Raw genomic sequence first — 12,977 nt, forward strand, 5'->3', positions numbered from 1 at the left:
GATGCTCCGCGATTTGACGGTCAGACGTCGCTGATGACCTGCCCTTTGGACAGGATGTGGACCTTGTAGCCCGAAAAGATCTTCTGCGCCTCGCCGGCGGCATAGAGCGCCTGATAGGCCTCGTGCGGAATCAGCGCATGGTTCTCATAGCTCGACACGCCTTGCCGCGCGGCCTCGAGATCGTCGGTATTGATGAAGAATTCCTGCGTCGTCTTTTCGCTCGAAAACAGCCCCTTGCGGCCTGGCTTTTCGGCCTTGGAAAAGACCTCCTGGATGGTCCAGGTCAGCAGCCAGGCGTTTTCCGGCTTGCGCACCTTGGCCAGCACTTCGCTCACCGTCGAATTGTTGTCGGTAATCCCTGCAGAATAGAACGGGCCGAGCACGACGCGACGCAGCTGCTTGGGATGCAGCGGCTCGAAATCCTTGTCGAGGTTGACCGCGATGGTCGCCGGCGACAGCGCGTAGGCGGAATTCTTCTCGGTGAAATCGTCGAAACGATGGGCAAGCTCGGGATTGAGCAAGCCGTCGACCGGCAGCGGAATGTCGACCCTCTCATTAAGTTTGCCACCGGAGTCGACAAGCTGCCGGATCATGTCGTCCGAGGAATCCTCAACCGTCACCATATACACAAGCGGCAGGTTGGCGCTGCCGTCGAAGCAGGCCCAGTGGACCAGATAATAGGGGCGCAACGTCTTCGGATTGACCGACACCTTGACCGTCTGGGCCAGCGTGAACGGGCCGAAGGTAGTCTCGCTCTTGACGTCCTCGAGGTAAAGCCGCTCGGCCATCGACTTCTGCAGTGCTTCGGGAAATTCCTTGTGGCGCAGGATGAAGTCCGCCATTTCCTCGCGCAGCTCATCGGCCAGCGGAAGGTTGGCGAGTCGCGCATCGGCCTGGAGCCGGTCGTTCTCCAACTCGAGCAGGTTCTGGAAGACCGGAAAACCGCTTTCGGCGCGCGAGATGCGGAACGTCTCGGTGAAGCCCAGCCGGTTGCGCCAGCACGAGAACGACTTGTCGAGCCGCGCAATATATTCGGCGACGACCTTGGCGACGATGCCGTGCCGGTAGAGCGGCGAGCGATCGTCGCGCATGAACACTTCGAGGCCGCCAAGTGCCGCCGCGATCGCCGAGAAATAACGCGCCGCAGCTTCGTTTTCGGGGGTCATGCTGCCAGCCCTTGGGAGCAGTGCACGTGCAGCAATTACGACTGCACGTAATTTGCCGAATTGTGCTTCTTCATCACATCGTCGAAGCGGCGGGCGAAGGCATCGTCGGCGAGCTTCTTGCGGCGCTGGATGTCGGCGGTGGCGACCATGTTTTTCTCGTGCATTTCAAGCAGATCGCCGATGTGCTTTTGCGAGGCGGCACCAATGCCGGCCATGGTCTCTTCGGCGGTATTGTCGACCTGGCTGCCCAGCGTGTTGATCTTGTGGGCGACATCCTGTTGGGCGGCGGTCTTCAGCGAATCTTCCAGCGCCTTGTACAGAACGATGCGCTGCTCGGTATCGATGGTCAGTTTGTTGATCAGCGTCGATTGCGCCGCGATCTGGTTGTTGAGGGAATCGACGAAGGTCTGGAACATCGAGGTGTAGCGCTCCAGCGTCTGGCTTTCGGCCAGCAATTCCTGCTCCTTGGCCTGCTTCTCGTTGTATTCCGTGGCTAGTTTCGAGCGTTCGCCTTCCAGCTGGGTGCGCTCCTTCTGGCTGGTCGAGGCGGCGATCTTGTTCTCGATGTCGAGCAGCATCGGGTTGAGTTCTTCGATGCGTTTCTGCACGGTCTCGAGATTGGACATGGTGGTCTTGCGGCGCTCGATCACCTGCGACAGGCTGGCCTCGGAGGTCTTGTAGCGCGTGTCGAGAACCTGCTTCTGCGCCTTGAGGATGCCGACGATGGTGTCGGATTTCGCCAGCAGCTCCTGCAGATTGCCGGCCAGCGACATGTTGCGGACGCGGTCGGTGCGCAGGCGCTGCTTGCGCTGGCTGGAGAAGACACCGACGAAATTTTCCCAGCCGGTGTAGTTCTTCATGCTCTCGAATTCGGCGCCGAAGACGTTGGTGGCGTCCTCGAGGCCGATAATCAGGTCGGCGATATTGCCTTCCATCACCTTCTGCTGCTTCAGCACGTCCTCGATGCGGGCATTCTCGATGTCGAAATTGGCGTCGCCGATCTTCTTGTCGGCGGTGGCGAGCGTGTCGAGCACAGTACCGGACTGCTCGATCTTGGTGCGCATGTCCTCAACGACCTGCTTGGTCTTGGCAATCTCGGCGTCGAAATTCTGCAATGTCGCCATTGGGGCCTCCCGCTTCGGCATCGGTTTCGTTTCGCAAACCGCCGCGAATATATGTGCCGGGTTTGGCGAATGAAAGACGGAAGACATGGGATTACAGGAAAACAAAAGAATTTCAGGAGGCCGACCGCAGGATAGTCAGGCAATGATTACGGTGTAACTGCCGTCCAATCAGACACCGCTTCAACCGCGGCTGGACTTTAGGTCGGGAGCGACGCTCAGGGCTTGGGATCGGCCTTGAGGTAGGCGATGACATTGGCGATGTCGTCGTCGCTGGTCAGGCCGGAGAAGGCCATTTTGTTGCCGGGGACCTTCTGCCGCGGCGCGCGCAGGTATTCGGCGAGGTTTGCTTCGTCCCAGACCAGGCCGGCGGCGCCGGCGTCCTTCATCCCCTGCGAGTAGCGGCTGAGATAACTGTCCGCGGTGCCGGCGCTGCGGCCGACGACACCCAGCAGATGCGGGCCGACCTTGTCGTGGTCGCTCGTGGCCTCATGACAGGCCATGCATCTGTTGAAGACTTTCTTGCCGAGAGCGGCATCGCCGTCGGCATGCGCGGCAAGAGCGCCGGCGATGAGGAAAGCAGTTGCAGATGAGATGGCTCGAAGCATGGGAACTCCCCGACGGCTCTGGCTGAGAGGTTCTGAAATAGCAAGCAGGCCTTAAATAAGCGCCGCACGATGGCGCGATTGGCGAACGAATGTCGGCCGGGAGGTCGGATGAAGGCAATAGCGCTAGTCAGGTTCTGGTGAAGCCGATGAAATCGTCGGGCACGGCGCGGCCCATTTCCTCTTCCCAATGGCGGCGGCAGAGCGAGACATAGACATCCTTGCCGATCGCCACCTGTTCGCCCTGTTTCGCCACCTTGCCGTCGGCGCCGAGGCGCACCACCATCGTCGCCTTGCGGCCGCAACGGCAGATGGTGCGCACCTCGCGCAGGTCGTCGGCGATTGCCAGCAGGGTGCGCGATCCGGAAAACAGCTTGCCTTGGAAATCGGTGCGCAGGCCGTAGCACATGACCGGGATGTTCAGCCGGTCGGCGATGCGGGCGAGTTGCCAGACTTGCTCCTCTTCGAGGAACTGCGCCTCATCGACGAAGACGCAATGGACCGTGGCGTGGTCGTGATGCTCGGCGACCCGGGCGAACAGGTCGTCGCCGTCGCGGAACATCTCGGCTTCCGTCTCCAGGCCGATGCGCGACGAGATCAGCCCGGTATCGCCCTTGCGGTAGTGGCCGGCGATGAACAGCATCGTCGTCATGCCGCGCTCGCGGTAATTGTACGAGGCCTGCAACAGCATCGTCGTCTTGCCGGCATTCATCGTCGCATAATGGAAGTACAGCTTGGCCATGCCGTCCTTTTAAGCCGAGTTGCAACAAAGCGGGGAGGGGGAGCGCCTACATTCCACCGGGAAAAGACGACTTCCATCCGGAAAGCGGCGGGCGTGTCGCTGATCGGCCAGCCTGCGCCGTTGTTCGTGATTGCCTTAGTGCTTGAAACCGCAGCAGAATGATGTTTGGCTGACGGAACAAAGGCGGAGATAAAACCGTCGCGTCGCTTCACCGAGAACTGAAATGGGAGAATTTTCATGTCGCGTATGAGTTCATTCGTCGCCGGCCTCGGCCTGGCGGCTTTTCTATCCACGACTGGGGCCTTCGCCGGCGATCCGGAAAGCTGCAAGACGGTGCGGCTGTCCGATGTCGGCTGGACCGACATCCAGGCGACCACCGGCGTCGCCTCGGTGCTGCTCACGGCGCTGGGCTACGAGCCGCAGGTGATCCAGCTTTCGGTGCCGGTGACCTATGCGTCGCTGAAGAACAAAGACCTCGACGTGTTCCTCGGAAACTGGATGCCGTCGATGACCAACGACATCAAGGACTATGCCGCCGAAGGCTCGGTCGAGACCGTCAGCGAAAATCTCAGCGGTGCCGGCTACGGCATCGTCGTTCCGACCTATGTCGCCGATGCCGGTGTCAAGACGCTGACCGATCTCGGCAAGTTCAAGGACAAGTTTGACGGCAAGATCTACGGCATCGAGGCCGGCAATGACGGCAACCGCATCATCCTCGACATGATCAAGGATCCGAAGACCAATCTCGAAGGCTTCGAACTGGTCGAATCTTCCGAGGCCGGCATGCTCACCCAGGCCGAGCAGTCGATGAAGAACAATGAATGGATCGCCTTCCTCGGCTGGACGCCGCATCCGGTGATGGGCGCCATGAAGATCACCTATCTCGAGGGGATGGGCGATAGCGGCTTTGGTGCTGCCACCGTGCATACCAATGTACGCAAGGGCTACATGAGCGAATGCCCGAACGCCGGCAAGTTCATCGCCAATCTGAAGTTCAACCTGGACATGGAAGGCGAGATGATGGACGCGATCCTGAAGGGCGGCGATGCCAATACGGTCGCGACCGACTGGCTGAAGAAGCACCCGGACGCGGTCGCTCCCTGGATCGCCGGCGTCACCACCTTCGACGGCGGCGATGCGGCGGCTGCGGTGAAAACGGCGCTCGGAAGCTGACCCGACCATCTGGCATGACGAGACAAGGGGCAGCCACGGTAGAAATGGCTGCCCTTTTTCGTATCCTGTGACAAGATGACCGTCCGGCGAAGGACGGCGCCGGCAGAAGAGGGGCTAGATGGATCCGATCTCCAAATTCCTGGTCAGTTACAAGATTCCCATCGGGGCATGGGGGAAGGCGTTTTTCGGCTTTCTCACCGACAATTTCGACACCATCTTCAGGGCTTTTTCCAACAGCCTCAACTTCCTGCTCGACGGCATCGTCGACGGGCTGCTGTTGCTGCCGCCGGTTCTGCTGATCGCGCTGATCGCTCTGCTCGCCTATTTCCTGCAGCGCTCGAAAGGCCTGGCTTTGGCGGTATTCATCGGATTGCTGTTCATCCTCAACCAGAACCTGTGGAAGCAGACGGTGGAGACGCTGGTGCTGGTGGTCGCCGCCGCCGCCGTGTCGATGGCCATCGGCGTGCCGCTCGGCATCTGGGCCGCGCACAAGCCGAAGGTGTATCGCGTCATGCTGCCGGTGCTCGACCTGATGCAGACATTGCCGACCTTCGTCTACCTGATCCCGGTGCTGACCCTGTTCGGCCTCGGCAACGCGCCCGGCCTGATCGTCACCATCATCTTCGTCATCCCGACCTCGGTTCGGCTCACCCATCTCGGCGTCACCTCAGTGCCGAAATCGATCGTCGAGGCGGGCGAGGCGTTCGGCGCCACCAAGCGCCAGCTGCTGTGGAAGGTCGAGCTGCCTTCGGCGCTGCCGACCATCATGGCTGGGCTGACCCAGTCGATCATGCTGTCGCTGTCGATGGTGGTGTTCGCCGCCCTGATCGGCGCCGGCGGCCTCGGTACGGAAATCAACCGGGCGCTCGGTTCGCGCAGGATCGACCTCGGGCTTGAGGCAGGGCTGGCGATCGTCGTGCTCGCCATCGTGCTCGACCGGATGACGCGCATCGGCGTGGGAGGCAAGAAATGACCGTCGCCGTCGATTTCAGGAATGTCGACATCGTCTTCGGCGCCGACCAGGCCGGCTCGCTGGCGCTGATCGACAGCGGCGCCACCCGCGCCGAGATCCTCGAACAGACCGGCAACGTGCTGGGCTGCGCCGGCGCCAGCCTCACCGTGAACGAGGGCGAGATCTCGGTGCTGATGGGGCTTTCCGGCTCCGGCAAATCGACGCTGCTCAGAGCCGTCAACCGGCTGAACGTCGTCTCGCGCGGCCAGGTGCTGGTCAAGGACGGCGACGGTACGGTCGACGTCGTCACCTGCGACGAGGCGACGCTTCGGCGGCTGCGGCAGAAGCAGGTGGCGATGGTGTTCCAGCAGTTCGGCCTGCTGCCGTGGCGCACGGTGGAGGAGAATGTCGGCCTTGGCCTCGAGCTCGCCGGCGTACCCGAAGCCGAGCGCAAGGAGCGGGTGAACAGGCAACTGAAGCTGGTTCATCTCGACCAGTGGTCGAAGAAATATGCGCATGAGCTGTCCGGCGGCATGCAGCAGCGCGTCGGCCTGGCGCGCGCCTTTGCCACCGAGGCGCCGATCCTGCTCATGGACGAGCCGTTCTCGGCGCTCGATCCGCTGATCCGGACCAAGCTGCAGGACGAGTTGCTGCAGCTCCAGGCCGAGCTGAAGAAGACCATCATCTTCGTCAGCCACGACCTCGAGGAGGCGCTGAAGATCGGCACCCATATCACCATCATGGAAGGCGGGCGCATCGTGCAAACAGGCGCGCCGGAAGACATCGTGCTGCGGCCCGCCAACGACTATGTCCGCGACTTCATCGCCAATGTGAACCCGCTCTCGGTGCTGACCGCGTGGAACGTCATGCGCGACCGACGCGACCTCGAACATGGCGAGAACGGCTGGGTGTGGCTCGACCGGCGCAGGACGACACGTTTCAAGATCGACGAGCATGGGCTGGTGGCGGCGGCCGAGCGCGACGGCAAGCCGGCGGTCTGGGTGTCCTGCGCCGATGTCGAAGCCCAGCCGGAGGAGACGGCTCAGGTATTCTGGGCCAATCCCGGCACCTCGCTGAAGACCGTGATGCTGGCCATGCATCGCTCGCAGACCGCACCCGTCGCGCTATTCGACGAGCAGTCGCGCTTCGTCGGCGCCATCGGCGTCAGGGATGTGTTGAGCGCGGTGTTGCGAAGATAGTTTTTCTCCTTGGGGAGAGAACCAAGACCAAACGCCGAGTTCTGTCGCGCCCCCCTCTGTCCTGTCGGACATCTCTCCCACTTGGGGGGAGATCGGCGGCTTCGCGGACGGCTCTCACATTCCAACGTTTGTAATTGGCGAAATCGGCGATGACGGCCAATCTCCCCACCTGTGGAGGAGGTGTCCAGCAGAACAGAGGGGGGCGCGAAGGAACGCCGGCTTAGCCCGATACGCAAGCTAAACCGCCAGCGGCAGGCGCAGCTCCGTCATCAGGCCGCTATCGGGATGGTTGGACAGGCTGACTTCGCCGCCGGCGCTACGGGCGATGTTGCGGGCGATGGTCAAGCCGAGGCCGAGGCCGCCGGTCTGACGGCTGCGCGACTGTTCCAGGCGCACGAACGAGCCGAACACGGCGTCGAGCTCGGCTTGCGGGATGCCCGGACCCTCGTCATGGATCGCCAGCGTGATTGTCTTGCCTGATTGACGCAGGCTGAGATGCGCCCTCTTGCCATAGGTCACCGCGTTCTGGACGAGGTTGGTGACACAGCGCCGTAGCGCGACCGGCTGCGCGACGCAGATCAGGCCGCGCGAGCGCGCGTCCTCATTGTCGAAGGAGACCTCGTCGAAGCCGTCGGCGATCGATTCTACCAGCGACCAGAAATCGATCCTCTCGCTCTTCTCCTCGGTCACCTCGAAAGTGGCGAAGTCGATGACCGAGCTGGCAATGCCTTCGATGTCGGCGAGGTCGTGCGCCAGTGCGGCGCGCACGGACGAATTCCTCAGCAGTTCGAGGCGCAGCCGCATCCTGGTCAACGGCGTGCGCAGGTCGTGCGCCAGTGCGGCGGCAAGATGCTCGCGGTCCTCGACGTAGGCGCGCAGTCTTGCCTGCATGGCATTGACCGCCTTTGCCGCGGTACGCACCTCGCGGCTGCCGCTCTCGGCGATCGGCGGGCTCTTCAGGTCCTCGCCGATCCGCTTCACCGCGGTCTCCATCATCCGGTAGGGCGCCGTCAGCCGGCGCAGCGACCAGATCGAGGAAGCCACCACCAGCCCGGCGATCAAGGCATAGAGTGGCAGGCTATCGAAGCTCAATATCGGCCCGGCCGGCGTGTTCGGCTCGGTGAAGTTCAGCCATTGGCCGTCGGCAAAGCGAAGCGAAGCGGTCAGCTTGTCGCTCTGGGCGAAATCGGCCGCCAGCACCAGCAGGTCGCGCTCGACCTGGCCAATATCGGGACCGGCGACCGTCCCGCCGGGAGCGTCGGCTTCGTGCGTTGCCGGGTCGCGGCGGACCCGCGCGTCGGTGATGCCGAACTTCGATAGCCGGCCGACCAATATGTCCTCCAATTCGGCCAGCTCGTCGTCGCCGGCTATCGAGGAAGTAACGGCAGGCGTGTTGGAAACGGTGAGCGCATAAGTGGCGTTGAACAGGCCGGACGCCGTCGCCTTGCGCTGTTCGGGGGTGGCGTCATGCATCAGCTGTACCAGCGAGAAGGCGCGGTCGTTCAGCCGGTAGAGATCGACGACGTCATTGGCGGCGGCACGGTCGCGCGAAACGATGTAGAGGGTCGCGATCTGGCTGATCAGCAGGCCGGCTATGACGATGAGCAGCACCCAGACCGGCAGTGTTTGTGGCAGAATACGTCTCATTCGGCGGTCGTCTCAGGCAGGAACTGGTAGCCGCCGCTGCGCACAGTCAAGATCAGCTTCGGCGTTTTCGGGTCATCCTCCATCTTGCGCCGCAGCCGGCTGACCAGAATGTCGACGCTGCGGTCGAAACTGTAGCCGCTGTCGCCGCCGGACAGCTCGATCAGCTGCTCGCGGCTCAGTACGCGTTGCGCGCTCTTGACGAAGGTCTGCAGTAGATTGAATTCGGCCATCGTCAGCTCGATCCTGACGTCGCCGGGCGCCATCAGCCGGCGGCGCGAACAGTCCATCGTCCAGCCGGCGAAATGGTAGATCTGCCGCGAGGCCGCGCGTCGCGGTTCGGCGGCGCCATTGCGTCTCAAGACGGCACGAATGCGTGCGAGCAGCTCGCGCGGATCGAAGGGTTTCGGCACGTAGTCGTCGGCACCCATCTCCAGCCCAACCACGCGGTCGGTAGTTTCGGTAACCGCGGTCAGCATGATGATCGGCGTCGAATAATTGGCGCGCAACTCGCGGCAGAGCTCCAGCCCGCTCTTGCCGGGCAGCATGACGTCCAGGACGATCAGGTCGACCTGGGCGCGGCGTAGGATGGTCTCCATCTCGGTGCCGTCGGCGGCGACCGATGTATGCAGCCCTCGCTTCTGGAAAAATTCCTGAAGCAGGTCGCGAATGCCCTTGTCGTCGTCGACGATCAGTATGTGGGGGTCGGATTTCACAGGGAACCTGTCATTTGTGGATCGCCCAAGCGCTGCTTCGGCTGTCAGCCAGACGATAGAATTCAGGCCATAAGTTGGCCAGTGGAGATCGGCGGCCCGATCCGGGCTGCCCAGAAACAATCCAGAAACAAAATTCTACAATCCGGAAAAACTGCCGAAAAAAATCAAAGGCATAAGTGGTGCCGTGGCGGTCAGGTCATCGGCTGCGACACGCGTTACGGGATTACGGACAGACCAATGCAAAGGTTCTCGATCAGTCTGATGGGTGCGTTGCTTTCCATTTCGCTCGTCACGGTCGCGGTCGAACATGCCGATGCAAAACTGGCCGATGCGAAGGTGGCCAATGCAAAGGCGGCCGATGCAAAGGTGGCGACCACCCGCAGCGAGCGTTGCATCGATCTGAACCGCCAGTTTGACGAAGCCCTCGAAACCCATGCCGCGGCAACGCAGGTCACCGCGGCGAAAGCACTTCAAAGAAAGGGAAACCGGTTCTGCGCCAACAAGAAACAGGCACAGGGAATCCGGATGCTCGCGAACGCTTTGAAGCTGCTTGGAGTGACACCGATCGATCCCGTTCAGTGACACTCAATCCGATCTGCACAAAAAGGAAGTGAAGCCATGAAAAAGTCCCTCCTCTCCGCCCTCGGTCTCGCCATCGCGCTGGCCGTCTCGATGCCGGTTCTCGGCGCCAGCAGCGCCAATGCCGCGACCACCACCCCGGCTGCGACGACAACGACGACCGCTGCGCCGGCCAAGGCCGTGAAGAAGGTCGCTGCCAAGAAGACCGTCAAGAAGCACAAGAAGCACGCGGTCAAGGCAGCCCCGAAGGCCTGATCAAGCGACATCTTTCTACCCTACGAGAAGACCGCTCCAGTTGCGATTTGCCTGGAGCGGTCGTCTTTTTTGTTGCGTGCATACAATAGGGCCAGGCCCGGCCCACACCCCCGGTTGAACGCCAGACGGCAGTTCCCACATAGGCACGGACTTTGAACTGCGCCTGCCGGGAAGCCGATCGCGCGCGGTTGAATGGACGACCGCTTTTGTCCATGTCAAAATGACCGCAAAGCTGTCGTACGCAATTGCCGGTCCAATGCCTGAAATCACGACAAAACCCCGTACCAGCACGAAGCCGAAGGTCGAACGGCCGAAGCTCTACAAGGTCATCCTGGTCAACGACGATTTCACGCCGCGCGAGTTCGTCGTGACGGTGCTGAAGTCCGAGTTCAAGCTCAGCGAAGACCAGGCGCATAGGATAATGATCACCGCGCACCGGCGCGGCGTCTGCGTTGTCGCCGTCTTCACCAGGGATGTCGCCGAGACCAAGGCGGCGCGGGCAACCGATGCCGGCAAGGCCAAGGGCTACCCGCTGATGTTCACGACGGAGCCGGAGGAGTAGGGCGGTTCGCTTTCTTCCTTCTCCCCTTGTGGGAGAAGGTGGCCGCGCGAAGCGCGGTCGGATGAGGGGTGTTCCAGCTTGGCAACGACGGCACTCCGTCCAACACCCCTCAACCGTCTTGGCGCTGCGCGCCAATCAACCTTCTCCCACAAGGGGAGAAGGATAAACCGCGTTACCGCCCTTCGCGGTACCACATCGAGCCCATCGCCAGAAGCAGCAGGCCGAGGCCGAGGAAGCCGCCGAACAGCGGCACGCGCGAGACGGCCTTGAGTACGCTGTCGTCGGTGGTGCGCAGGCCGATCCAATCATCGCCGGAGGCAGCGCCCGAGGAACGGACCGGGACTACGGATGGCAGCGTGACGGTGCTGGTGAGAGTGCCAAGTGCTGAGGCCGGCGCCAGCCGGCGAACGCTGCCGCCGGTTGCCTCAGCCGGTGGTTTCAGCCGGTTCTCGGTGGAGACGACGTCGGTGAATTCCGGGGCGTTGACCGGCCCGACATGGGCCAATGCCGTCAGGTCGCCATTGCCGACCTGATAGAGACCGATTTCGTTGGTCTCGACGCTGCCGAGGAAGACGCCTGGTTCGGATTTCTCGAGCCTGACGATCAGTGCCTTGCCGGACGGCGTGATGACTTGCGCCGGGCCGGGGTCGTCGCTCATCGTCTGGCGGCGGATTTCAAGCACCATGCCGCGGCCGTCGGCGGTCAGCCGCTCTTCCTCGAGTTCGGGCTCCTTCATCAGCCAGTGGGCGATGCGCCGGTAGAGCTGGACATGGGGGCCGCCGCCCTCGAAGCCGCGCGCCCACAGCCAGCCTTGGTCGGACAGAAGCATGCCGACGCGGCCTTCGCCCTTGCGGTCGAGCAGCAGCAGCGGCCGGTTGTCGGCGCCCTTCATCACCACCTCGCCCTCGGGGTTCTCGACGCCGATGGTGCGGAACCAGCGGCTCCAGTGCGGCGGCTCGGTCGCGGAGCCGTCGAGCCCACGCGTTACCGGATGACGCTGGCCGGTATCGGTGAGGCGCGGATAGAAGGCCTTGTCGATGACCTCGCCGGTCGGCATTGCCGGCAGCGCCGACATCAGCGGCGTGCGGGCGATCGAGCTTTCGCCGGCATATTCGGGGCCTGCCGCGATCAGTAGCGCGCCGCCCTTTTCGACATACTCGGAGATGTAGTCGTAATAGAGGATCGGCAGCACGTCGCGGTGCTGATAGCGGTCGAAGATGATCAGGTCGAAATCCTTGATCTTCTCGACGAACAGCTCGCGCGTCGGGAAGGCGATCAGCGACAATTCGTTGATCGGCGTGCCGTCCTGCTTTTCCGGCGGGCGCAGGATGGTGAAGTGCACGAGGTCGACCGAAGCGTCGGATTTCAGCAAATTGCGCCAGGTGCGCTCGCCGGCATGCGGTTCGCCGGAAACAAGCAGCACGCGCAGATTTTCGCGGATGCCGTCGATCAGCGCGATGGCGCGGTTGTTGGTGTCGGTGAGTTCGCCCGGCTCGTGGTTGATGGCGAGTTCGACAATGTTGCGCCCGGCGCTGGGAATGGTCACCTGCAGCGGCATCGCCTGGCCGATGTTGGCGTGCTCGACCGATACCTGCTCGCCGTTGACCGATACGCGGACATCGACCGGGCCGGTTTCGTTGTTGGTGGCGATGACGCGATAGGTCATGTCGAGCGGCTTGCCAACGAGGCCGAAGCGCGGCGCATTCTCGAAGCGGATGCGGCGGTCCTTCTCATGCTCGTTGCCGGTAATCAGCGCGTGCAGCGGGGCATTGAAGTCGGGTGCGCCGGACGGCGCGTCATGCACCTCGCCATCGGTGATCATGATGGCGCCGCCGATGCGCGATGGCGGCACGTCGCGGAAAGCATTTTCGAGCGAGGAAAACAACCGCGTCTCGGTGCGCTCGTCAGCGGCTTCGGACTTGCCGGCTTCGACGACACGGACGTCGAACTGCTTGAAGCGGCCGAGACGCTGCTGAAGCCCGGCCAACGCCGCGTCAGTCTGCTTGGTGCGGTCGCCGATATCCTGGCTCTGGCTGCGATCGACGACGACGGCGACGATGCTTTTCAGCGGCTCGCGCTCTTCGTCGAGGAACACCGGATTGAGCAGCGCCGCAGCCAGCGCAATCAGGGCTGCCAGGCGGAAGACCGCGCCGCGCTGGCGAAACCAAAGGCCGGCGAGGGACAGCAGCAGCAGCGGCACCAGAACCACGGCGAGCAGCGGCCAGGTGATGAGCGGTTCGAAGGCGAGCGACCAGTTCATGGT

General features: G+C 62.6%; 13 protein-coding genes. 6 read left to right on the plus strand and 7 right to left on the minus strand.

Annotation, left to right across the window (positions count from 1 at the left end; translation table 11 throughout):
- Positions 1 to 20: 20 nt before the first annotated feature.
- The 4 genes from NKH90_RS14485 to NKH90_RS14500 form a co-directional block, all read right to left on the minus strand.
- A complete protein-coding gene (locus NKH90_RS14485) occupies positions 21 to 1,166 on the minus strand; it encodes a hypothetical protein (RefSeq protein ID WP_352819907.1) in 1,146 nt (381 codons plus the stop codon).
- A 35-nt stretch (positions 1,167 to 1,201) separates the two neighbouring features.
- Positions 1,202 to 2,290, minus strand: coding sequence for a hypothetical protein (locus NKH90_RS14490; protein ID WP_352450536.1), 1,089 nt, complete (start codon positions 2,288 to 2,290; stop codon positions 1,202 to 1,204).
- A 215-nt stretch (positions 2,291 to 2,505) separates the two neighbouring features.
- Positions 2,506 to 2,895, minus strand: coding sequence for a c-type cytochrome (locus NKH90_RS14495; protein WP_352819908.1), 390 nt, complete (start codon positions 2,893 to 2,895; stop codon positions 2,506 to 2,508).
- Positions 2,896 to 3,022: 127 nt separating this feature from the next.
- Complete coding sequence (locus NKH90_RS14500) at positions 3,023 to 3,634, minus strand: thymidine kinase (protein WP_352680866.1); 612 nt, start codon at positions 3,632 to 3,634, stop codon at positions 3,023 to 3,025.
- Positions 3,635 to 3,871: 237 nt separating this feature from the next.
- Between NKH90_RS14500 and NKH90_RS14505 the strand changes: the two genes are divergently transcribed.
- The 3 genes from NKH90_RS14505 to choV all read left to right on the plus strand — a co-directional run bounded on the left by NKH90_RS14505 (position 3,872) and on the right by choV (position 6,958).
- Complete coding sequence (locus NKH90_RS14505; protein ID WP_292660734.1) at positions 3,872 to 4,807, plus strand: choline ABC transporter substrate-binding protein; 936 nt, start codon at positions 3,872 to 3,874, stop codon at positions 4,805 to 4,807.
- A gap of 118 nt (positions 4,808 to 4,925) precedes the next feature.
- Positions 4,926 to 5,780, plus strand: a complete 855-nt coding sequence (choW, locus tag NKH90_RS14510; RefSeq protein WP_254819158.1) for a choline ABC transporter permease subunit — start codon at positions 4,926 to 4,928, stop codon at positions 5,778 to 5,780.
- Positions 5,777 to 6,958, plus strand: coding sequence for a choline ABC transporter ATP-binding protein (choV, locus tag NKH90_RS14515; protein WP_352450532.1), 1,182 nt, complete (start codon positions 5,777 to 5,779; stop codon positions 6,956 to 6,958). Before choW ends, choV begins: the two co-directional genes overlap by 4 nt.
- Before the next feature lie 237 nt (positions 6,959 to 7,195).
- Here the strand turns inward: choV and NKH90_RS14520 are convergent, their stop codons facing one another.
- Positions 7,196 to 8,605, minus strand: a complete 1,410-nt coding sequence (locus NKH90_RS14520) for an ATP-binding protein (protein WP_352819909.1) — start codon at positions 8,603 to 8,605, stop codon at positions 7,196 to 7,198.
- The gene (locus NKH90_RS14525) at positions 8,602 to 9,318 is read right to left on the minus strand and encodes a response regulator (RefSeq protein ID WP_352469721.1); all 717 of its coding nucleotides are present in this window, start codon (positions 9,316 to 9,318) and stop codon (positions 8,602 to 8,604) included. Before NKH90_RS14525 ends, NKH90_RS14520 begins: the two co-directional genes overlap by 4 nt.
- A gap of 237 nt (positions 9,319 to 9,555) precedes the next feature.
- On the opposite strand from NKH90_RS14525, the gene NKH90_RS14530 reads away from it, so the two are divergent.
- The 3 genes from NKH90_RS14530 (at position 9,556) to clpS (ending at position 10,714) form a co-directional block, all read left to right on the plus strand.
- Complete coding sequence (locus NKH90_RS14530) at positions 9,556 to 9,900, plus strand: hypothetical protein (RefSeq protein ID WP_352469825.1); 345 nt, start codon at positions 9,556 to 9,558, stop codon at positions 9,898 to 9,900.
- A 36-nt stretch (positions 9,901 to 9,936) separates the two neighbouring features.
- A complete protein-coding gene (locus tag NKH90_RS14535; RefSeq protein WP_352450529.1) occupies positions 9,937 to 10,152 on the plus strand; it encodes a hypothetical protein in 216 nt (71 codons plus the stop codon).
- Positions 10,153 to 10,408: 256 nt separating this feature from the next.
- Entirely contained in the window at positions 10,409 to 10,714 is a 306-nt protein-coding gene (gene clpS / locus NKH90_RS14540) for an ATP-dependent Clp protease adapter ClpS (RefSeq protein ID WP_352540995.1), read from the plus strand.
- A 172-nt stretch (positions 10,715 to 10,886) separates the two neighbouring features.
- Here clpS and NKH90_RS14545 read toward each other — a convergent pair whose 3' ends face one another.
- The gene (locus NKH90_RS14545) at positions 10,887 to 12,974 is read right to left on the minus strand and encodes a hypothetical protein (RefSeq protein ID WP_352770908.1); all 2,088 of its coding nucleotides are present in this window, start codon (positions 12,972 to 12,974) and stop codon (positions 10,887 to 10,889) included.
- Positions 12,975 to 12,977 lie beyond the last annotated feature (3 nt).

This window comes from Mesorhizobium sp. M0898 (assembly GCF_040319695.1).
GTDB lineage: Bacteria > Pseudomonadota > Alphaproteobacteria > Rhizobiales > Rhizobiaceae > Mesorhizobium.

Excerpts from the sequence above, each read along its gene's own strand:
- NKH90_RS14485 (WP_352819907.1), bottom strand. The coding sequence starts at position 1,166 with ATGACCCCCGAAAACGAAGCTGCGGCGCGTTATTTCTCGGCGATCGCG.
- NKH90_RS14490 (WP_352450536.1), bottom strand. The coding sequence starts at position 2,290 with ATGGCGACATTGCAGAATTTCGACGCCGAGATTGCCAAGACCAAGCAG.
- NKH90_RS14495 (WP_352819908.1), bottom strand. The coding sequence starts at position 2,895 with ATGCTTCGAGCCATCTCATCTGCAACTGCTTTCCTCATCGCCGGCGCT.
- NKH90_RS14500 (WP_352680866.1), bottom strand. The coding sequence starts at position 3,634 with ATGGCCAAGCTGTACTTCCATTATGCGACGATGAATGCCGGCAAGACG.
- NKH90_RS14505 (WP_292660734.1), top strand. The coding sequence starts at position 3,872 with ATGTCGCGTATGAGTTCATTCGTCGCCGGCCTCGGCCTGGCGGCTTTT.
- choW (WP_254819158.1), top strand. The coding sequence starts at position 4,926 with ATGGATCCGATCTCCAAATTCCTGGTCAGTTACAAGATTCCCATCGGG.
- choV (WP_352450532.1), top strand. The coding sequence starts at position 5,777 with ATGACCGTCGCCGTCGATTTCAGGAATGTCGACATCGTCTTCGGCGCC.
- NKH90_RS14520 (WP_352819909.1), bottom strand. The coding sequence starts at position 8,605 with ATGAGACGTATTCTGCCACAAACACTGCCGGTCTGGGTGCTGCTCATC.
- NKH90_RS14530 (WP_352469825.1), top strand. The coding sequence starts at position 9,556 with ATGCAAAGGTTCTCGATCAGTCTGATGGGTGCGTTGCTTTCCATTTCG.
- NKH90_RS14535 (WP_352450529.1), top strand. The coding sequence starts at position 9,937 with ATGAAAAAGTCCCTCCTCTCCGCCCTCGGTCTCGCCATCGCGCTGGCC.
- clpS (WP_352540995.1), top strand. The coding sequence starts at position 10,409 with ATGCCTGAAATCACGACAAAACCCCGTACCAGCACGAAGCCGAAGGTC.
- NKH90_RS14545 (WP_352770908.1), bottom strand. The coding sequence starts at position 12,974 with ATGAACTGGTCGCTCGCCTTCGAACCGCTCATCACCTGGCCGCTGCTC.